The organism is Polaribacter sp. R77954 (genome assembly GCF_044595335.1).
Taxonomy (GTDB): domain Bacteria; phylum Bacteroidota; class Bacteroidia; order Flavobacteriales; family Flavobacteriaceae; genus Polaribacter.
Window position 1 is genome coordinate 558,357 of record NZ_CP138992.1, and the last position, 20,335, is coordinate 578,691.

18 protein-coding genes and 1 tRNA gene are annotated in these 20,335 nt (G+C 29.8%); 8 read left to right on the plus strand and 11 right to left on the minus strand.

Annotation, left to right across the window (positions count from 1 at the left end; translation table 11 throughout):
- Positions 1-52: 52 nt before the first annotated feature.
- From lpxA to SJY27_RS02455, 4 genes are read right to left on the minus strand one after another with little or no spacing between them, the layout of a single operon-like run.
- The gene (gene lpxA / locus SJY27_RS02440) at positions 53-838 is read right to left on the minus strand and encodes an acyl-ACP--UDP-N-acetylglucosamine O-acyltransferase (RefSeq protein ID WP_397446662.1); all 786 of its coding nucleotides are present in this window, start codon (positions 836-838) and stop codon (positions 53-55) included.
- A 3-nt stretch (positions 839-841) separates the two neighbouring features.
- Complete coding sequence (locus SJY27_RS02445) at positions 842-2,233, minus strand: bifunctional UDP-3-O-[3-hydroxymyristoyl] N-acetylglucosamine deacetylase/3-hydroxyacyl-ACP dehydratase (RefSeq protein WP_397446663.1); 1,392 nt, start codon at positions 2,231-2,233, stop codon at positions 842-844.
- A 12-nt stretch (positions 2,234-2,245) separates the two neighbouring features.
- Positions 2,246-3,271 carry a UDP-3-O-(3-hydroxymyristoyl)glucosamine N-acyltransferase gene (gene lpxD, locus SJY27_RS02450; protein ID WP_397446664.1) on the minus strand — a complete coding sequence of 342 codons (1,026 nt, stop codon included), beginning with the start codon at positions 3,269-3,271 and terminating at the stop codon, positions 2,246-2,248.
- Positions 3,272-3,316: 45 nt separating this feature from the next.
- The gene (locus SJY27_RS02455; RefSeq protein ID WP_397446665.1) at positions 3,317-4,540 is read right to left on the minus strand and encodes an HD domain-containing protein; all 1,224 of its coding nucleotides are present in this window, start codon (positions 4,538-4,540) and stop codon (positions 3,317-3,319) included.
- Positions 4,541-4,753: 213 nt separating this feature from the next.
- Between SJY27_RS02455 and SJY27_RS02460 the strand changes: the two genes are divergently transcribed.
- Both SJY27_RS02460 and SJY27_RS02465 read left to right on the plus strand, forming a co-directional pair.
- Entirely contained in the window at positions 4,754-6,301 is a 1,548-nt protein-coding gene (locus tag SJY27_RS02460; RefSeq protein WP_397446666.1) for a response regulator, read from the plus strand.
- A 126-nt stretch (positions 6,302-6,427) separates the two neighbouring features.
- Positions 6,428-6,997 (plus strand): DUF1287 domain-containing protein, encoded by a 570-nt coding sequence (locus tag SJY27_RS02465; RefSeq protein ID WP_397446667.1) that lies wholly within the window; start codon positions 6,428-6,430, stop codon positions 6,995-6,997.
- A 19-nt stretch (positions 6,998-7,016) separates the two neighbouring features.
- On the opposite strand, the gene SJY27_RS02470 is transcribed toward SJY27_RS02465, so the two are convergent.
- Genes SJY27_RS02470 through SJY27_RS02480 form a run of 3 tightly spaced genes read right to left on the minus strand, consistent with a single transcriptional unit; the run spans position 7,017 to position 8,478 of the window.
- Positions 7,017-7,172 (minus strand): response regulator transcription factor, encoded by a 156-nt coding sequence (locus SJY27_RS02470; protein WP_397446668.1) that lies wholly within the window; start codon positions 7,170-7,172, stop codon positions 7,017-7,019.
- Positions 7,173-7,174: 2 nt separating this feature from the next.
- Positions 7,175-7,708 (minus strand): hypothetical protein, encoded by a 534-nt coding sequence (locus SJY27_RS02475; protein WP_397446669.1) that lies wholly within the window; start codon positions 7,706-7,708, stop codon positions 7,175-7,177.
- Positions 7,708-8,478, minus strand: coding sequence for an alpha/beta hydrolase (locus tag SJY27_RS02480; protein ID WP_397446670.1), 771 nt, complete (start codon positions 8,476-8,478; stop codon positions 7,708-7,710). Before SJY27_RS02480 ends, SJY27_RS02475 begins: the two co-directional genes overlap by 1 nt.
- A gap of 353 nt (positions 8,479-8,831) precedes the next feature.
- Between SJY27_RS02480 and pta the strand changes: the two genes are divergently transcribed.
- The 3 genes from pta to SJY27_RS02495 all read left to right on the plus strand — a co-directional run bounded on the left by pta (position 8,832) and on the right by SJY27_RS02495 (position 13,042).
- Positions 8,832-10,925: a phosphate acetyltransferase gene (gene pta, locus SJY27_RS02485; RefSeq protein ID WP_397446671.1), complete on the plus strand. Its 2,094-nt coding sequence runs from the start codon at positions 8,832-8,834 to the stop codon at positions 10,923-10,925.
- 1 nt (position 10,926) lies between these two features.
- Positions 10,927-12,111, plus strand: a complete 1,185-nt coding sequence (locus SJY27_RS02490; RefSeq protein WP_397446672.1) for an acetate/propionate family kinase — start codon at positions 10,927-10,929, stop codon at positions 12,109-12,111.
- A 217-nt stretch (positions 12,112-12,328) separates the two neighbouring features.
- Positions 12,329-13,042 carry a YebC/PmpR family DNA-binding transcriptional regulator gene (locus SJY27_RS02495; RefSeq protein ID WP_397446673.1) on the plus strand — a complete coding sequence of 238 codons (714 nt, stop codon included), beginning with the start codon at positions 12,329-12,331 and terminating at the stop codon, positions 13,040-13,042.
- Positions 13,043-13,299: 257 nt separating this feature from the next.
- Here SJY27_RS02495 and SJY27_RS02500 read toward each other — a convergent pair whose 3' ends face one another.
- The 3 genes from SJY27_RS02500 to bshB1 form a co-directional block, all read right to left on the minus strand.
- On the minus strand, positions 13,300-14,256 hold the full coding sequence (locus SJY27_RS02500) for a transposase (RefSeq protein ID WP_397447954.1): 957 nt from the start codon (positions 14,254-14,256) through the stop codon (positions 13,300-13,302).
- A gap of 542 nt (positions 14,257-14,798) precedes the next feature.
- A tRNA-His gene (locus SJY27_RS02505) sits at positions 14,799-14,874 on the minus strand.
- A 53-nt stretch (positions 14,875-14,927) separates the two neighbouring features.
- Positions 14,928-15,644 (minus strand): bacillithiol biosynthesis deacetylase BshB1, encoded by a 717-nt coding sequence (gene bshB1 / locus SJY27_RS02510; RefSeq protein ID WP_397446674.1) that lies wholly within the window; start codon positions 15,642-15,644, stop codon positions 14,928-14,930.
- Between the two features lie 303 nt (positions 15,645-15,947).
- On the opposite strand from bshB1, the gene SJY27_RS02515 reads away from it, so the two are divergent.
- Positions 15,948-17,777, plus strand: coding sequence for an SLC13 family permease (locus SJY27_RS02515; protein WP_397446675.1), 1,830 nt, complete (start codon positions 15,948-15,950; stop codon positions 17,775-17,777).
- 32 nt (positions 17,778-17,809) lie between these two features.
- Here the strand turns inward: SJY27_RS02515 and SJY27_RS02520 are convergent, their stop codons facing one another.
- Entirely contained in the window at positions 17,810-18,967 is a 1,158-nt protein-coding gene (locus tag SJY27_RS02520; protein ID WP_397446676.1) for a trans-sulfuration enzyme family protein, read from the minus strand.
- Positions 18,968-19,040: 73 nt separating this feature from the next.
- Between SJY27_RS02520 and SJY27_RS02525 the strand changes: the two genes are divergently transcribed.
- Entirely contained in the window at positions 19,041-19,739 is a 699-nt protein-coding gene (locus SJY27_RS02525) for a Rossmann-like and DUF2520 domain-containing protein (RefSeq protein ID WP_397446677.1), read from the plus strand.
- Between the two features lie 46 nt (positions 19,740-19,785).
- On the plus strand, positions 19,786-20,310 hold the full coding sequence (locus SJY27_RS02530; RefSeq protein ID WP_397446678.1) for a KdsC family phosphatase: 525 nt from the start codon (positions 19,786-19,788) through the stop codon (positions 20,308-20,310).
- Positions 20,311-20,335 lie beyond the last annotated feature (25 nt).

Here is a 20,335-nt window from a genome sequence, read left to right on the forward strand (position 1 = left end):
TATGTTTTAGGTTGTTATCTAAAAACTAAAAAACAGTATCCAACAACTTTTATTAATTTGCTTTATAATATCCTTTCATTATCCCTCTATGAGAGTCTTTAATAAATTGAATAATTTCATCTCTCTCTGGAGTAGCCTCCATTTCTGCTTCAATAATATTTATGGCTTGAGAGTTGTTGTAATTTCTTTGAAATAAAATTCTATAAATATTTTGAATTTCTCTAATTTTTTCTGTGGTAAAACCTCTTCTTCTTAATCCTACTGAATTTATTCCTACATAAGATAAAGGTTCTCTTGCTGATTTTACATAAGGAGGTACATCTTTTCTAACCAATGAGCCTCCAGTTACAAATGCATGATTACCAACTGAGGCAAATTGATGCACAGCTACCATACCTGCTAAAACTACGTTATCACCAATGGTTACATGCCCTGCTAAGGTTGTATTGTTAGAAAAAATACAGTTATCACCCACAAAACAATCGTGAGCAATATGACAATATGCCATAATTAAACAATTATCACCAACTACTGTTTTAGATCTATCTTTTGTACCTCTATTAATTGTAACACATTCTCTAATAGTAACATTATCGCCAATTTCTACAGTAGTTTCTTCATCATCAAATTTTAAATCTTGAGGAATAGCAGAAATTACTGCACCAGGAAAAATTCGACAATTTTTACCAATTGTAGCGCCTTCCATAATTGTTACGTTAGAACCTATCCAAGTTCCAGAACCTATGGTTACATTATTATGTATGGTTGTAAAAGGTTCTATAACTACATTTCTTGCAATTTTGGCTTGGGGGTGTACATAAGCTAAAGGCTGATTCATATTTTATTTTTTTCTTGCTATTTGTGCCATTAATTCTGCTTCTGCAACTAATTTTCCATTAGCATATGCATATGCTTGCATGTGACAAATACCTCTTCTAATTGGTGTAATTAATTCGGCTTTAAACGTTAAAGTATCACCAGGCAACACTTTTTGTTTGAACTTAACATTGTCCATTTTCATGAAATATGTTAAATAGTTTTCTGGATCTGGTACAGTACTTAACACTAAAATACCTCCACACTGAGCCATAGCTTCAACTTGTAAAACACCTGGCATAACAGGAGCTCCAGGAAAATGCCCAATAAAGAAATCTTCATTCATTGTTACATTTTTCATACCCACCACATGTCTATCAGACAACTCTATGATTCTGTCTACCAACAGAAAAGGTGGTCTGTGAGGTAAAATATCCATGATTTGATGAATATCAAGTAATGGTGGTTTATTTAAATCGTATTGAGGAACGTTATTCCTTTTTTCTGCTTTTATAATTTTTGCTAATTTTTTAGCAAATTGTGTATTGATTAAATGTCCTGGTTTATTAGCAATTACCTTACCTCTAATTCTTGTACCCACTAACGCCAAATCACCAATAACATCTAATAATTTATGACGAGCAGCTTCATTTGCCCAATGTAAAGTTAGGTTATCTAAAATTCCATTAGGTTTAATTGAAATATTATCTTTTTTAAATGCCTTTTTTAATTTTTGCATTGTGCTTTCCGATAATTCTTTATCTACATATACAATGGCATTATTTAAATCTCCACCTTTTATGAGGTCATTTTCTAATAACATTTCAATTTCATGTAAAAAACTGAATGTTCTAGCAGCTGCAATTTCATCTTTAAAATCTGAAATATTCTCTAATGTAGCATTTTGCGTACCTAAAATTTTAGTACCAAAATCTACCATAGTTGTGACTTGATACTCGCTAGAAGGCATTAAAATGATTTCGCTGCCAGAGATTTCATCTTTATAAGAAATAATTTCTTTAACAACATATTCTTCTATTTCTGCATCTTGTTCTTCTATACCCGCTTTTTCTAATGCTTCTACAAAGTATTTTGATGATCCATCCATAATTGGTGGTTCAGAAGCATCTACTTCAATCAACAAGTTATCGATATCTAAACCAACAGCAGCTGCTAAAACGTGTTCAGAAGTTTGAATCTGTACTCCGTTTTTTTCTAAATTTGTTCCTCTTTGGGTAGTAACAACATACTCTGCTTTAGCCTCAATGGTTGGAGCGCCTTCTAAATCTACTCTGCAAAATGCAAAACCGTGATTTATTGGGGCTGGTTTTAACGTCATTGACACAGTATTACCAGTATGCAAACCTACACCTGATAAAGAAACCTCTGATTTGATTGTTTTTTGTTTTTTACTCATTTTTCACTAACTTTATTCAGCGCTTAAATTTTTTTCTATTTTATTTATTGTAGCTGCCATTTTAGGTAAATTTCTAAAATGAACGTAACTTTTGTTAAAATCGGGATAACTAAATGCTGGTGTACCTTGTACAACTTCATTGTCTTTTAATTTTTTTGAAATCCCAGATTGGGCTTGTATTTTAACATGATTACCAATTGTAATATGCCCTACAATACCCACTTGACCACCAATCATACAGTTTTTGCCTATTTTTGTAGAACCAGCAATGCCAGTTTGTGCTGCAATTACAGTATTTTCACCAACTTCAACATTATGAGCTATTTGTATTTGATTGTCTAGCTTTACACCTTTTTTAATGATTGTTGAACCTAATGTTGCCCTATCTATTGTTGAACCAGAACCTATATCAACATAATCTTCGATAATTACATTTCCTATTTGTGGTATGGCGTTAAAATGCCCATCGTCATCTGGTGCAAAACCAAAACCATCAGAACCAATAATACAGCCTGAATGGATTTTACAATGATTACCTATTTGTGTTTCTGAATAAATTTTAACTCCTGCAAAAATTGTACAATTATTACCTATTGTAGTATTATCACCTATATAACAGTTAGGGTAAATTTTAACATTATTACCAATAACTACGTTTTCTCCTATATAAGAAAATGCCCCAAGATATTCATTAGCACCAATTTTAGAAGATGCTGCAACAAAATAAGGTTGCTCTCTACCACTTTTATTATTTTTTACTTCATTGTAAAACTCTAATAATTTAGAAAATGCTTTATATGCATTTTCTACTTTTATAAGTGTAGTGATAATTTCTTTTTCTGGTTCAAAAGTTTCGTTTACAATAGCAATTGATGCATTTGTGGTATATAAATATGGATTATATTTTGGGTTTGATAAAAAGGTTAACGATCCTTTTTCACCTTCCTCTATTTTAGATAATTTAGAAACTTCTTCATCAGGATTACCCACTACTCTGCCCTCTAAAATATCTGCTATTTGCTTTGCTGTAAATTTCATCAAATGCAAAAGTATAAAATTTATAGGTATTTGGCTAATCTCATTTTACTTTGGATAGCAAATTATGTATTTTACAACAGGTTTTGTTAGGGCTTGTAAATTTAATTGATCGGATGCTTTTGCTATATCTTTAAGTTTACCTTTTTTATTTAGAATGTAAATTGGTTTTTGAGTTTGATAGGCTTGATTTTGAATTTTCTGTGAGAAAACAAAATAATCCATTTCATCTATAGATAAATTCATTTTTTTTGCATATTTCCTTTTCTTTTTATCTACCTGAATATTCTCAAAACGGTCTTTTTGAACCTCAATTCTTAATAACTTTCTATCGACAATCATTTTTGATAATAAAGATAAAATATTGTCAGAATGATTTGTCCATTCTTTTATAGCCGATAAAATATCATAATCATCTAATTTAGCAAACATTTGTAAAGTTTGGTCAGTAAAATTATCTTGATTAATTTGATTGTACAAAAAGTATTTTAAAGCTGCACTGCCAAACAACTCCACTCCTTTTTCTGCTAATTCTTTGGCTCTTTTTAATACATTAACCAACATATTCTCGGCAACTATGCCTGTTTTATGCAAATACACTTGCCAATACATTAAACGTCTTGCTATTAAAAATTTTTCTACAGAATAAATTCCTTTTTGTTCAATAACCAATTCATCATTTTTAACATTCATCATAACAATTAATCGATCTGATGAAATATTACCCTCGGTTACGCCTGTATAAAAGCTATCGCGTTTTAAATAATCTAATCGATCAATATCTAACTGGCTAGAAATTAACTGATACAAAAATTTGCGATGATATTTCCCTTCAAAAATTGAAATGGCTAAATCTAATGCTCCTTTAAATTCCTTATTTAATTGATGCATAAACTTTAAAGAAATTTCTTCGTGCGAGATTCCGCTAACAATACTATGCTCTAGTGCATGAGAAAATGCACCATGACCAATATCGTGTAACAAAATAGCAATATATAACGCTTTTTCTTCGTTTTCAGAAATTTGAATACCTTTAAAACGCAACACTCTTATTGCTTTTTCCATTAAATATGTGCACCCTAAGGCATGATGAAAACGAGTATGATTTGCCCCTGGATATACCAAGTTTGAAAACCCCATTTGTGTAATGCGTCTTAATCTTTGAAAATAGGGATGCTCTATAATATCAAAAATTAAAGGGTTTTGAATCTGAATAAATCCATAAATCGGGTCATTTAAAATTTTGAGTTTATTCGGTTTTTTTTTCTTCAAAAGTGAGTTTTTATCAATCTAAGGCAAAATACGACTTAATGCTTTTAAATCGCAAATATTATATATTGAATTTTAACAGGCAACTAAGCTATGAATATCAAAAGAGTACATTTTAAATTGTATTTTTTTGGCAATATTTTATCATTTTAAAGCCCTAAAACATATAACAAAATACTACATTTAACGTTAAATGTTAAAATATAAAAACAATATATGAGCAGTATACAAATTTTATGGGTAGATGATGAAATTGAACTATTAAAACCTCACATTCTTTTTTTAGAACGCAAAAACTACACTGTAACCACTTGTACAAATGGTGCTGACGCTATAGACTTAGTAGATGAAGAAAATTTTGATATTGTTTTTCTTGACGAAAATATGCCTGGTTTAACTGGTTTAGATACCCTTGCAGAAATTAAACAAAAACAAGCAAATTTGCCTGTTGTAATGATTACTAAAAGTGAGGAAGAATATATTATGGAAGAGGCTATTGGCTCTAAAATTGCAGATTATTTGATTAAACCAGTAAATCCTAGTCAGATTTTATTGACTTTAAAGAAAAATTTAGACAATTCTCGTTTGGTATCAGCTAAAACAACCTCTAGCTATCAACAAGAGTTTCGCAAAATCTCAATGGATTTGGCAATGGTAAATAATTATGAAGAATGGATTGATTTGTATAAAAAATTAGTGCATTGGGAGTTAGAATTAGAAAATATAAGTGATTCTGGCATGTTAGGTATTTTAGAAAGTCAAAAACAAGAAGCTAACAATCAGTTTTTTAAATTTATCAAAAAGAATTACGAAGATTTTTTAACAGCCAATGATAAACCTACTTTTTCACATACCTTATTTAAAGATTATGTTGTACCAGAATTAAACGATAAACAAGGTGTTTTATGGGTGGTTATAGATAACTTACGTTATGATCAATATAGAATATTAGAACCTTTAATCAACAATTTTTATAAGAAAGAAGAAGAATATTCTTACTTTTCTATTTTACCTACTGCAACACAATATGCCAGAAATGCCATTTTTTCTGGATTGATGCCTTCTGAAATGGAAAAACGTTATCCTAATTATTGGAAAAACGATACAGATGATGGAGGCATGAATTTATATGAAAACGAGTTTTTAACAGCTCAAATAAAAAGATTAAGTTTAAACATTACACACGAATATTATAAAATTACTTCTTTAAAAAGTGGAAAAGAATTGGCTGACAACTATAATGGAACCAAACAAAATAACTTGACTACTGTAGTTTATAATTTTGTAGATATGCTATCGCATTCTAAAACAGAAATGGAAGTAATTAAAGAATTGGCTGGCGATGATAAAGCTTACAGAAGTTTAACATTAAGTTGGTTTAAGAATTCGCCTTTATTTGAAATTATTCAAAAAGCACAACATTTAGGGCAAAAATTAATTATCACTACAGACCATGGAACGATTAATTGTAAAAATCCATCCAAAGTAATTGGCGATAAAAACATAAGTGCAAATTTACGATACAAAACAGGACGAAGTTTAAGTTATGAGGACAAGGACGTGTATGCAGTTCGTAATCCTAAAGATATTTTTTTACCCACAGTTGCTATGAATGCTCCGTTTATTTTTGCTAAAGAAGATTTGTTTTTTGCATATCCTAATAACTTTAATCACTTTGTAAAGTACTACAAAAACACCTATCAACATGGTGGGGTTTCTTTAGAGGAAGTTATTATTCCTTGTGCTGTTTATAGTCCGAAGTAAATTAGTTTGTAGTTTGTAGTTTGTAGTTTGTAGTTTGTAGTCAGTAGTCAGTAGTCAGTAGTCAGTAGTTAGTAGTTAGTAGTTAGTAGTTAGTAGTTAGTAGTTAGTAGTTAGTAGTTAAAATTAATGAAAAAATTATTTATATTTTTATTTCTAATCTTTTTTCAACATTCTTTTTCTCAAGATGATAAACTCTCTGTTGCTGCTTTATCATTAACAAAAGATAAAGTAACTTATGACCCCAGCTATTTTTCTATTGATTACCCTAATGGAGATGTACCCAAAGACAAGGGTGTTTGTACAGATGTAATTATTAGAGCGTTTAGAAAATTAGGTATTGACTTACAAAAAGAAGTACATGAAGATATGAAAAATAACTTTTCCTTTTACCCTAAAATTTGGGGATTGAAAAGAACTGATAAACATATTGATCATAGAAGAGTACCCAACTTAATGACTTTTTTTGCTAGAAAAGGTACTGTGAAACCAATGACCAAAAACCCAAAAGACTATACACCTGGAGATATTGTATGTTGGAATTTAGGTGGAGCAATTACACATACTGGCATTGTAGTGAATAGAAAATCAACAGATGGGAAACGTTATTTAATTGTACATAATATTGGCTCAGGCCAGGTTTTAGAAGATTGTTTGTTTAGCTTTACAATTATTGGCCATTATCGATATATAAAATAATGTAATTAATTGCAACAGGTTACAACAAATCCATTGCAATAGAAAATTTTATCAACTCAGCCATATTTTTAATTTCTAATTTTCTGTAAATATTTTTTCTATGGGTATTTAGCGTATGCTTAGATATAAAAAGCTGATTACTTATATTATTATTAGAAACACCACAGCCAACCATTTTTAAAATGATTTTTCTTGTTTAGTAAGGGTTTTTAAGCGCAACCAGTAAGTTGAAGCACTTTTAGAGTCTGGTAGTAAATTATTAAATAATTTTGAAATAGAATTGATTTGATCTGGAAAAAGAGAAGTATTAATGGTTGAATTTTCATCAATAATACATTTATTACTTATAAAATGAGTCATTTTATTATTTAAACAAATGCATTGTAAATAAGAGCAAATTGCATTATTATCGTCTAATAAATGAAACTTTTTAGCTTTGCCTTTGGCAATTTGAAATAAAGTAGGTTCAGATATTTTAGAGAGGTATTGATGCCCAATGGTATACAAATCTTCAATTTCTTTTCCTAGACTAAAAAAAAGCTGACTAAATAATGTATAATCAAATGATTTTCTATCATTAATATAAAAAGGTAGAGAAATAAAGTCTTTAAACTGATGAAAAAGTTGTTGATCTTTAATATATAAATTTCTTAATCTATAGGTAAAATGCTCATTATTAGAAATTATTTCTTTTTCAGTATATTTTTTCATTAAAAAATCTTAGAAAGTATTAAAATCATGGTCTCTAAAAATTCTGTTGGTTTTTCTAAGCTTGGATAATGTCCACAGTTTTCAAAAATAATCAGTTCAGAGTTTTTAGAATTATCATTAACCTTTTTCAAATATTCAAAATTTACTGAGGCGTCTTTGTCTCCAGCTATAATAAATTTGGGTACTAATAAATTTGTATAAATTTTATATTGATTGTCTAGGTTACCACTAAAAATATCTTCAGCTATATGTTTACGCACTAAAGGGTTTGTACTTTTAAAATAATTAGCCACTAATGCAGCTTTTTCTTTATTTTCTACTGCAATATTAGCTGCAGCATCTATAGCTTCTTCTGGTGGATTAGCTGTAAAATAGGTTTGTAAAGCTTCAACAGGTAAAAAAGCCTCTTCAAAATTAATTGGTTTTTTTACAGGTGGTGCTCCAAAAATAATCAATCCTTTTAAGTGGTTAATATCATTCGCTATTTCTATAGCCAAATGTGCACCCATAGAATTCCCTACAAGAATAATTTCATCTTTAATCGTATTAATTTCCTCAATCAAACTTTCTTTAAAAAAAGACATTGAAAAATCAGTATGATGTTTAAAATCATCAAGATTGTTTTTATGACCAGGTAAATTTACAGCAACTACTGTGTGGTTTATGTTATTTGAATTTAATAGGGACTCAAATACATCACTAGACGAAGAGTTGCCATGAATACAAACTAGAGTTCCTTTTTTTGAGCCTTTTCTTATTATCTTTCTCATTACTCAAATAAAGCAAAAAAAAATAAAAATCAAAAAAATGCTATGAAAAAAGCAAAAAGAAGTGGAATTTATATAACAACAAGTAAAGTTAAGCGTATTTATTTTTACTTAACATAATTTTACAAATATTTTTTGACGTAAAAACAACTACAATTAAGAGTAACTAAAATTAAAAGAAATGCCATATCTTTTTTTAAAAAAAATATTCCTTTACATACTTTGATAAAAGTTATGTATTTGTCATTTTTTTCGTGATTTTTTTAGCTAAAAATCATAATTTAATGACTAATATCACTTTTAGTATTTTTTTTATGTCTTACTTTTGCCAGCAACAATCAACACAATACATACAAATGAGTAAAGCAATCTATGTAACAACCATAGAATCTAATAGTGGAAAATCTTTAGTTTCTTTAGGTTTATTAAGAATGATGTTAACCAGGTCTCCAAAAGTAGGCTATTTTAGACCCATAATTAATAAAGGGATAAATGACGCATTCGACAATCACACCAACACTGCAATAAGTTTTTTTAATTTAGACACAAATCATGATGAATGTTTTGCATATCATCAATATGAAGTAGTAGAGTTATTGAGTGAAGGTAAAGAAGACGAAATTATACATACCATCATAAAAAAATATAAAGAACTCGAAAAAAAGTTTGATTATGTTTTGGTAGAAGGTACAGATTTTTCGGGCGAAGGTGGTTTTACAGAAGTTGATGTAAACTTAATGATTGCTAAAAACTTAGGAATTCCGGTTTTAATTGTTGGGGCTGGAAATGGTAAAAAGAAAAAAGATTTTATCAACACCATGCAAATTACCTACAATTCGTTTGTAAATAAAGAGGTAGATGTAGTTGGTGTAATTGCTAATAAAATTGAAATTGATGAAGTTGGTTTTATCAAACAAGAGTTAACTAAAGTTTTTCCGAGTAAAGTATCAATAGATATTATACCTAATATTAACTTTTTAGCATACCCCACAGTAAAAGAAGTAGTTGATGCCTTAGATAGTACTATTTTATTTGGTGAACAATTTATAGATAATGCCATTGGTAGCTATAGTATTGGTGCTATGCAACTACGAAACTACTTAACTAGAATTCGAGAAAATGCACTTGTAGTAACTCCTGGAGATAGAGCAGATATTATATTGGGCGCATTACAAGCAAATGCTTCTAGTAACTATCCAAAAATTGCAGGAATAATTTTAACTGGTAAATTAATTCCAGAAGATTCAATTATCAAACTAATTGAAGGGGTACAATCTACTATTCCAATTATTTCAGTAAGTGGAGGTACTTTTAGTATTTCTAATAAAATTGGCGCTGTTCAACCAAAAATATACGCTAGCAACAATAGAAAAATCTTATTGGCTTTAGATACTTTTGATAATTATGTAAATGTAGAGCGTTTAACCAACATTTTATCTACCTTTCAATCAGAAAGATTAACACCAAGTATGTTTCAATACAACTTGCTACAAAAAGCAAGACAAGATAGAAAGCATATTGTTTTACCAGAAGGAAATGACGACAGAATTTTAACAGCAGCTGCAAGATTGCAATTGTTAAATATTGTTGATTTAACAATTTTAGGAGATAAAAATACCATACAATTAAAATGCGATCAGATTGGTTTGCAAATAGACTTAGAAAAAATCAATATTTTAAATCCAGAAGATTCTATTTATAATGATGATTTTGCAAAAACTTTATACGAAGCTCGTAAACATAAAGGCATGACAGAAACTACTGCTGTAGATTTGGTTCGTGATGTTTCTTATTTTGGTACGCTTATGATTTTAAATGGCTTGGCAGATGGTATGGTTTCTGGTGCAGTACATACAACTATGCACACTATAAAACCATCTTTACAATTGATAAAAACAAAACCTGGAGTTTCTGTAGTGTCTTCTGTATTTTTTATGTGTTTATCAGATCGAGTTTCTGTAATGGGAGATTGTGCTGTAAACCCAAATCCGAATGCAGCACAATTGGCAGAAATTGCCATTTCATCTGCACATTCTGCAGAAGCTTTTGGTATAGAAGCTAAAGTAGCTATGTTATCTTATTCATCTGGAAGCTCTGGAAAAGGAGAAGAAGTTGAAAAAGTAAGAAAAGCAACAGAAATTGTACAAACAAAAAAACCCGATTTAAAAATTGAAGGTCCAATACAATATGATGCAGCTGTAGACATGTCTGTAGCCAAAACAAAAATGCCAGATTCTAAAGTAGCTGGCCAAGCATCAGTATTAATTTTCCCAGATTTAAATACAGGAAACAATACTTATAAAGCCATTCAAAGAGAAACTGGTGCACTAGCTATTGGCCCAATGTTACAAGGTTTAAACAAACCCGTAAACGATTTAAGTAGAGGCTGTACTGTAGAAGATATATTTAATACAGTTTTATTAACCGCAATTCAAGCAAATCAAGAATAATATGAATATTTTAGTTTTAAATGCAGGATCATCTTCTTTAAAATATCAATTAATTACAATGCCAACACAAATAGTAAAATGTGTTGGAATTGTTGAACGAATTGGTATGGATGATGCTATTTTTACTCACGAAAAAGATGCTGATGAACATACTGAAGTATTGCCTATTTTAAATCATGAAATTGGGTTAAAGAAAATTGCAGATACATTAATGGATGCTAAAATTGGTGTTATTAGTAATGTTGATGAAATAGAAGCAGTAGGTCATAGAGTGGTACATGGTGGAGATAAATTTAGTAAAACGGTTTTGGTTACAAACCAAGTAAAAGAGGAGATTAGACAGTTGTTTGATTTAGCTCCTTTGCATAATCCTGCAAACTTAACAGGTATAGAAATTGCAGAAACAATTTTTACATCTGCAAAACAAATTGCAATTTTTGATACCGCTTTTCATCAAACCATGCCCAAAAAAGCCTATCAATTTGCAATACCTAATGTGTATTTAGATGAACACCATATTAGAGCTTATGGTTTTCATGGTACTAGCCATAAATACGTATCAGAAAAAGCAATTGAAAAATTAGATAAGAAAAACTCTAAAGTTATTACCATACACTTAGGTAATGGCTGTAGTATGGCAGCAATTAAAGATGGTAAAACAATTGATACTTCTATGGGATTTGGCCCAATGAATGGTCTTATTATGGGTACGCGTTCTGGAGATTTAGATCCTTCTGTGATTTTCTTTTTGATGAAAAAATTCAATAAAAGCGCAGAAGAAGTTAATAATATTGTACAAAAAAAATCTGGAATGTTAGGTTTAACTGGTCATTCTGATTTACGAGAAATTTCTGAAAAAGCGAATGATGGAGATGAAAATTGTAAAAACGCACTTCAATTAGCTGCTTATAGAATTCAAAAGTTTATAGGTTCTTTTGTTGCGGCTTTAAATGGTTTAGATGCCATTGTGTTTACTGCAGGAATTGGAGAAAATTCTGCAATAATGAGAGCATTAGCATGTGAAAATTTAGATTTTTTAGGCATCAATTTAGATAACGAAAAAAATGCAAAACGCTCTAAAGACATAAGAGAAATTCAATCTTCTGCATCAAAAGTAAAAGTTTTGGTGATACCAACAAATGAAGAAATAGAAATTGCAAAACAATCTTACCAACTCTTAAATTAATAAATGGTATAGAATTCAAGAATAAATAATCTCATTTTTTCGTTTTAATATATTTAAATATTATTCATATTAACGTTTTTTTATTAAGGCGTTTTAGTAAGCCAATCTTAGATTTATTTATTCTTGAATTCTTCATATTTTAATCAATCGAATAATTGTGAAAAAACAATGTAATCTTTACATTTGTGCGCATTTTAATTAAAAACAATCTTTAGAAATGGGTAGAGCATTTGAGTTTAGGAAAGCAAGAAAAATGAAGCGTTGGTCAGCTATGGCAAAAACATTTACCAGAATTGGTAAAGATATTGTGATGGCAGTTAAAGAAGGAGGCCCAAATCCTGACACCAATTCTCGTTTGCGTGCTGTAATTCAGAATGCTAAGGCAGCCAATATGCCTAAAGATAACATAGAGCGTGCTATAAAAAAAGCATCTGATAAAGATACAGCCAATTATAAGGAAGTATTATTTGAAGGTTATGCACCACATGGTATTGCTATTTTATTAGAAACTGCTACAGACAATAATAACAGAACTGTAGCTAATGTTAGAGCTGCTTTTAACAAATGTGATGGTAATTTAGGAACTTCTGGTTCTGTTGTTTTTATGTTTGATCATACCTGTAATTTTACAGTAAGTAAAGAAAATATTGAAGATTTAGAAGAACTAGAATTAGAACTCATAGATTTTGAGGTTGAAGAAGTTTTTGATGATGAAGAAGGTATAATTATATATGCACCTTTTGAGCAATTTGGTTCACTGCAAACGTATTTTGAAGAAAATAATATTGAGATTCTTTCTTCTGGTTTTGAAAGAATACCAACTACCACCTCAAAAATTTCTGACGAACAAAAGGAAGATGTCAATAAATTATTAGAACGTTTAGAAGAAGATGATGATGTGCAAAATGTGTACCACTCAATGGAAGAATAAAAAGCATCTTCGTTTTCTGTTTTTTTGATAGGCAATTGTATTTATTCTAAGAACCTGTTCAATTCCGTTTTAAGTAATCAATTCATTTTATACAGAAAAATGGAATCACTTTTGGGGTTCCTTTAATACAGAATAGAAGCCAATTTACAACCAAAATAAAATCAACTCATTTTAATCTTGAGAATCTATTTTAGGAACAAGTAAATTTGGCATACAATTTTTCTGAGATCAATACCAAAAGTTGTGGGATTTAAAAATTAAGCATAAATATTTGTTAGTCTAAAAAGTAAGAACTCTATATTCCTAACCACTCTAAATTGTGCTCTAAAAGCCTTAATTTTGGCATTAAAAGATTCAGCTGAAGCGTTTGTGCTTCTATTATCAAAATAATTTAGAATATTTTGATAATGAATATTTATTGTTCTAGCAATACTATTAAAACTTTTAAACTGTGCTTGTCTTACTTTCTCATTCCATTTAGCAAGCCTAATTAAGGCAGAAGTTTTGTTCTTTGTTTGATTATAAATCCATGATAAATTTTGACAAAGTTTGTAAACTTTTTCTATATCAGGGTATTTTTCAAAAAGTATTTTTGCTCTATTTTGTTGATTTTTATTCCATTTGTGGTTAGGTTTATAAAGTAGATATCTACTTCTGGCTAATAATTGTTTTAATGTATCTCCATTTTTAAATAGTTTAGGTACATATTTTATTGATTTATTTCTAGCTTTTCCTATAGCATCATTCTCTTTGTCTAAGGCTTCCCATCGAAGTTCAATTCTAATTTCTTGAAGTGCCTCTAAAGCTAATTTTTGCACATGAAACCTGTCAATAACTTGTGATGCGTTGGGAAATGATTTTTTAGCAATCAATCCCATATTACCAGCCATATCAAGAGTTATTTCTTTTACTTTTTTTCTTGATTTTAAAGGTGTTTTTTGAAGAATTTTGATCACAACTTCAGCTTTGGTTCCTTTGATCATAGCAATTAGAGCTCCTTTTTTACCTTTTGCTTTTTTATTAGTTACAATAGTGTATAGATCTCCATTTGAAAAGGCGGTTTCGTCTATAGAAAAATGCGCTCCAATATTTTTAGGAAACAATAACCATTGTTTGGCATGTGACTTTTGATTCCAGTGTTTAAATTCACTTAAATAATCTTTGTATTGTCTTTGTAGTTTTCTAGAATTTACTCCGTAAAAATTAGCTACAATACTAGTGCTAACAGCATTATTACTGACTGATCTGTTTTAAAAAAGTAGCAAATTCACTTGTAATTCTAGTGCCTTTTGCTACTAATTGCCAATCTCTTGTCACTACTTTTTTAGAATTTTATTCAACCCAACGTCGTCTAATAACATGTAGAAAAACGTTTTTACCTCGAATTGGAAAGTCTTGAATAGTAGCTTCTGGAAAGAAGCCTTTAGAGCTTAGTTTTAATCCTTTAAACTCTTCTGGAACTGTATTTAACTCTGTAAAATAGAAATGAAGTTCTTCTTGTTTGACTTCATACTTGGTAAGTTTAAAGTAATTTACTAAAACTTCTAGTAATAATAATTTTATAACATCAATTGAAATCTCCCAACCTTATATATTTTAAATATCAAAGTTCTATTTTTTATCTGTACTCCACAACTTTTGGTGTTGATCCAGTATTAACATAGAATATTAAACACTTTTTATAAACACAAATCGTATTTTTTTTAGACATAAAAAAAGCCTTTCTTAAAGAAAGGCTTTTTAATTGAACAATTTTGGGTGGAAGATGGGGCTCGAACCCACGACTTTCGGTACCACAAACCGACGCTCTAACCAACTGAGCTACAACCACCATTTGTTGCGGGTGCAAATATAAATATATTTTAAGTTTAAAAAAAAGAAAAAATTAAATTAATTTCTCAAAACTTTCAACTGCCACGTAACGCTCTGAGGTAAAACCTTCTGCAAAATCAACATTTATAAGTCTACCTAAATCTCTAGCTCTATAGTGTATACTATCTATAAAATTTTTACTTGTAATAGGGGTTTCAGGCTCTTTACTATTTGGATCAAAAAATTGAGAAGTATATGCCATTACAGCTTTTTCTTTAATATCAATAAAACCGCTTACATCAATTACAAAATCGGGTTCAATATTTTTCCATTGTATATAATGGTACACTTGTTTTGGTCTCCATTTTTTTTGTTGCTTCCCTTCTACTTTGGTTTCAATTTTTAACAAACCACTTAAAAAACATGCATCCGAAACTAGATTACTGCCTTTTGGATGATCTATATGCCTATCATCAATCGAATTACATAAAACAATATCAGGTTGGTATTTACGAATCATTTTTATAATTGCTAATTGATGTTCTTTATCATTTGTAAAAAAACCATCTGCAAAACATAAATTTTCACGAATATTAACCCCTAAAATCTCACCAGCATTTTTAGCTTCTACATCTCTTAAATCTGCAGAACCACGAGTACCAAGTTCTCCTCTTGTTAAATCTACTATTCCCACTTTTTTTCCTAAGGAAATTTCTTTGGCAATTGTAGCACCACACCCCAACTCAACATCATCTGGATGCGCACCAAAGGCTAAAATATCTAATTTCATTATTTATAATTTTGTTTTTTTCTTATTCTTCCCTGTTTTTTATAATAATATTACTTTAGTTTTTATAAATCACTGTAGAATTAAAATCAAAAATAATCTTTTTACAATAATAATTTATACAACTGTAATTTCTATTTCGTTTTCGTTTTTAATTATCATCAAAATAGGCTTGATTTTTTATGAGAATGATAAAAATAAGTATACCTTAAGGAGTATGACATTCGTCATAAAAAAAGGAAATTTACCCCTGTAATTTTACATCAGTAAATAATAAAATAAATACTAAAAAAAATTATGGTTTTAATGTTGATTATTCTAACAATTACTATTGGATTATTTGTTTGGGGAAAATATTCTCCAGATGTGGTAGCTTTAGTTTCTATGTTAAGTTTATTTTTATGTGGTATCTTAAATTTAAGTGAAACATTAAGTGGTTTTAGCAATCCTACAGTAATTATGATTGCCTCCTTATTTATAATAGGTGAAGGATTATCTCAAACAGGGTGGACTGCTTTAGCTGGTAAAAAGTTAATTGGTTTGGCTAAAAAAAGTGTACCAAGATTACTGGTTATTATTACTTTAGGTTCTGGAGTTTTATCTGGTTTTGTAAGTAATACAGGTACAGTTGCTACACTACTACCTGCAACTATTTCATCTGCATGGAGTATAGGTACAATGCCTTCAAAAATTTTGATTCCAGTAGCATTTGGTTCAAACACAGGTGGATTATTAACATTAACAGGTACACCACCAAACATTATTGCCAACAATGCATTGATTGATGCTGGCTACGAAGGTTTTTCTTTTTTTGAATTTGGTTTAATAGGTTTACCTCTTTTAATTATAGCAATTCTTTATTTTAGATTTATAGGTTTTAAATTATTGCCTAAAAATAAAACCAATAATAAACCTATTAATATTGATTCAACTTTACACGAATGGATTGAGGCATATCAAATAGAAAACGATTATTATCGTTTAAGAATACGTTCTTTTTCTAACTTAATTAACACAAAAATAAGTGATTGGGATTTAGAAAATAAATATCAAGTAAACATCATCAGATTAAAAAGGAGGCACCCAAATCGTTTAAAAGGAACACAACCTTTTATTGAGTTTCCTGAAGATGATACTGAATTAAGATATCATGATATTTTAACGGTAAAAGGCTCTACAGAACATATTAATGAACTGATGCTTACGTTTAGTTTAGGGTTATTACCAAAAGAATCTGCGAAATCAGAAATTAGAAATAATTTAATTAATCAAGAAGTTGGGGTATCTGAAATACTAATTACACCAAAATCTCTATTAGTGGGTAGAAAAATAAAAATGCGTGAATATTTTAAACGTTATGAAATTCAACTTTTAGCAACGTCAAGAAATAAAAAACCATTCTTAGAAGAAGAAATGAGAGTAAATGCTGGTGATAGTTTTATTATTAGAGGTCCCTGGGAAAAAATAGAGGAATTAAAAAGTGATTATAAAAATACGGTTGTAGTAGGTAGTCCTGAAGAAATGTTGAAAGACGTAGATAGCTTAACTCCAAAATCTTACATTGCTTTAGGAGCATTAATTTTAATGATTGTGTTGTTGGTTGTAAAAGCTGTACCAGGAGCAATTGCTGCATTAATTTGTGCAGGAATTGTATTGTTTACAGGTTGTGTGCCCTTTACAAAAGCATATAAAAGCATTAGTTGGGTTAGTGTTGTAATGATTGCAGCCATGATACCTATGGGTGTTGCAATTCAAAAAACTGGTACTGCAGAATTAATTTCGAATTCTTTAATTGGTATGTTAGGTAAAGATAATCCTACGCTTTTATTAGGTGGTATTTTCTTGTTAACTACAACATTTAGTCAGTTTATTAACAACTCTGCAACAGCCGTTTTAATGGCGCCAATTGTATTGTTAGCTGCTCAAACCTTAGGTGTTTCACCAGAACCACTATTAATTACAATTGCCATAAGTGCATCAACTGCATTTTTAACCCCTATTGGTACCACAACAAATGCCATGGTAATGAGCTCTGGAAATTATAAATTTATGGATTATTTAAAAGTTGGAGCACCACTTTTAATTATCTTTTTTATAACAACTATGTTATTAGTACCTATTATTTGGCCATTTTAAAAATAGATTTATTGTAACAAAAAAGCGAAGAATTAATTCTTCGCTTTTTTTATGGCTTGTTCTAAATCTGCTATTAAATCTTCGGGTTCTTCTATACCAACAGAAAACCGAATTAAACCGTCTTTAATGCCTCTTGCCAAACGTTCTTCTTCACTTAATAAAGCGTGTGTAGTTTGGGCAGGGCTAACAGTAGTACTTTCTAAACCTGCCAAACTCATGGAAGGTTTTATTAACTGTAAATTTCTTTGAAAATCCATAGCATCAATAGTTGAAGATAATTCAAAAGACAACATTGCCCCAAAACCTTTCATTTGTTTTTTTGCAATTTTATACTGTGAATGACTTTTTAAACCAGGATAATAAACTGCATCAATATCAGAAGAACCTTCTAAATATTCAGCCATCTTTTGCGCATTTTCAGTTTGTGCTTTTACACGTAAGTTTAAAGTTTTTAAACTTCGTTCTAACAACCAAACAGTTTGATCGCTTAAATTTCCACCTAAATTTATGGCAGTTTTCCAAATTTGTTCAATATGTGCTGCTGATGCTGCAACTGCACCTGCAGAAATATCAGAATGACCTCCCATATATTTTGTTGCAGAATGAATTACAATATCAATTCCGAAATTAAACGGATTTTGATTGATAGGCGATGCAAACGTATTATCAATCATGGTTAAAATCGATTTTTCTTTAGCAACACTAGCAATGGCCTCCATATCTGTAATTCCCAACAAAGGGTTTGAAGGAGTTTCTATATATAAAATCTTGGTATTTTCTTTAATTAGAGGGATAAAATCTTCCACTTTATCAGACTCTGTAAAAGAATACTCAATTCCGTATTTATCAAATTCAGAAACAATAAAATTATACGTCCCCCCATAAATCACTTGTTGAATAATTACATGATCTCCATGTTTTAAAAATGCTAACATTGCAGATGAAATGGCAGCCATACCAGATGTAAAAATCAACGCATCTTCTGTATGTTCAAGAGCCGCTATTTTTTTGCACAACATTTCTTGATTTGGTGTGTTGTAATAACGTGGATACCTTTTTACATCCACATTATCAAAAGCATACGAAGTAGACATATATATAGGAGAAACTGCTCCTTTAAATTGTTTGTCTTTTACTTCACCTACATGAACGCAAGTTGTATTTATTCCTAATTTTTTAGAATCTTTCATTAAACATAATTTATGAATGCTAAATTAACAATTCTTAAAATATAATCTCTTAAAATTTCAATATCTTCGTAATATGATATCAGTTTTAATTGTAGGTAAAGGAAAAGTTGGGATGCATTTGTACAAGGCTTTTTTAGGGATTGATGCTATAAATGTAACCCTAATTAGTTCTAGAACTTTAGGTAAAATACCCAAAACTGATATTACCATAATTGCTGTTTCTGATGATGCTATTGCTCAAGTATCCTCTAAAATACACAATGCATTGGTAGTACATACTTCTGGAAGTGTTGCAATGAGTGATTTGAAAAACCCAAACAGAAAGGGTGTTTTTTATATGTTACAAACTTTTTCTGAAGATAAATTAGTAGATTTTAATAAGGTTCCATTTTGTTTAGAAGCCGAGGATAAAAATGATTTGGCATTATTAGAACGTTTGGCACAGTATTTAGGAAATAAAATTTACTCAATTAGCTCAGAACAAAGAAAAACATTGCACGTTGCTGCAGTTTTTGTAAATAATTTTACCAATCATTTGTATAAAATTGGTCAAGACATTTGCAAACAAAATAAGGTGCCATTTGAAATTTTATATCCTTTAATAGAAGAAACATCAGGAAAAATTCAAAAATTATCACCAGAAAAAGCACAAACAGGTCCAGCAATTAGAAATGATACAACAACAATAAAAAATCACTTAAATTTGTTAGACAAAAATCAACAGGAGATTTACAAGATGTTAACAGCATCAATTCAAAAAAATAATAACTAAATAATAATATCACCTTGAGCACAGTCGAAAGGTCTTTTTTTAAAATATGGAAATTAGTTACAAACAACGCTTACCTAAAATATCAACTTTTATTTTTGATGTTGATGGAGTATTAACAAACGGAATGTTAACCATAATGCCTAGTGGAGAATTGGTTAGGCATATGAATGTAAAAGATGGCTATGCAATGAAAACGGCTTTAAACAAAGGCTTTAAAGTTTGCATTATATCTGGTGGTACAAACCAGGCCGTAAAAAGTAGATTACAAGCATTAGGCATTCAAGATGTTTATTTAGGAGCTCATAATAAAATTCAACAATATTCAGAAATTGTAGAAAAGTACAATTTATCTCCTGACGAAATTTTGTACATGGGTGATGATATTCCTGATGTACCTGTAATGCAGGAAGTAGGAATGCCTGCTTGCCCTAATGATGCAGTACCTGAAGTACAAAAAACTGCAAAATATATTTCTAACTTAAAAGGTGGAGAAGGCTGTGTAAGAGATGTTATAGAACAAGTTTTAAAAGTTCAAGGAAAATGGGATGATTATTTTGATGCCACCTTATAAGTAAAAAACGTTTTATAATATTTAA

Bases quoted from the DNA above. Each gene is read 5' to 3' on its own strand.
- SJY27_RS02495 (WP_397446673.1), top strand. From the start codon at position 12,329: ATGGGTAGAGCATTTGAGTTTAGGAAAGCAAGAAAAATGAAGCGTTGG.
- SJY27_RS02530 (WP_397446678.1), top strand. From the start codon at position 19,786: ATGGAAATTAGTTACAAACAACGCTTACCTAAAATATCAACTTTTATT.
- SJY27_RS02445 (WP_397446663.1), bottom strand. From the start codon at position 2,233: ATGAGTAAAAAACAAAAAACAATCAAATCAGAGGTTTCTTTATCAGGT.
- SJY27_RS02520 (WP_397446676.1), bottom strand. From the start codon at position 18,967: ATGAAAGATTCTAAAAAATTAGGAATAAATACAACTTGCGTTCATGTA.
- pta (WP_397446671.1), top strand. From the start codon at position 8,832: ATGAGTAAAGCAATCTATGTAACAACCATAGAATCTAATAGTGGAAAA.
- SJY27_RS02515 (WP_397446675.1), top strand. From the start codon at position 15,948: ATGTTGATTATTCTAACAATTACTATTGGATTATTTGTTTGGGGAAAA.
- bshB1 (WP_397446674.1), bottom strand. From the start codon at position 15,644: ATGAAATTAGATATTTTAGCCTTTGGTGCGCATCCAGATGATGTTGAG.
- SJY27_RS02465 (WP_397446667.1), top strand. From the start codon at position 6,428: ATGAAAAAATTATTTATATTTTTATTTCTAATCTTTTTTCAACATTCT.
- SJY27_RS02460 (WP_397446666.1), top strand. From the start codon at position 4,754: ATGAGCAGTATACAAATTTTATGGGTAGATGATGAAATTGAACTATTA.
- SJY27_RS02525 (WP_397446677.1), top strand. From the start codon at position 19,041: ATGATATCAGTTTTAATTGTAGGTAAAGGAAAAGTTGGGATGCATTTG.
- lpxD (WP_397446664.1), bottom strand. From the start codon at position 3,271: ATGAAATTTACAGCAAAGCAAATAGCAGATATTTTAGAGGGCAGAGTA.
- lpxA (WP_397446662.1), bottom strand. From the start codon at position 838: ATGAATCAGCCTTTAGCTTATGTACACCCCCAAGCCAAAATTGCAAGA.
- SJY27_RS02475 (WP_397446669.1), bottom strand. From the start codon at position 7,708: ATGAAAAAATATACTGAAAAAGAAATAATTTCTAATAATGAGCATTTT.
- SJY27_RS02470 (WP_397446668.1), bottom strand. From the start codon at position 7,172: ATGGTTGGCTGTGGTGTTTCTAATAATAATATAAGTAATCAGCTTTTT.
- SJY27_RS02490 (WP_397446672.1), top strand. From the start codon at position 10,927: ATGAATATTTTAGTTTTAAATGCAGGATCATCTTCTTTAAAATATCAA.
- SJY27_RS02480 (WP_397446670.1), bottom strand. From the start codon at position 8,478: ATGAGAAAGATAATAAGAAAAGGCTCAAAAAAAGGAACTCTAGTTTGT.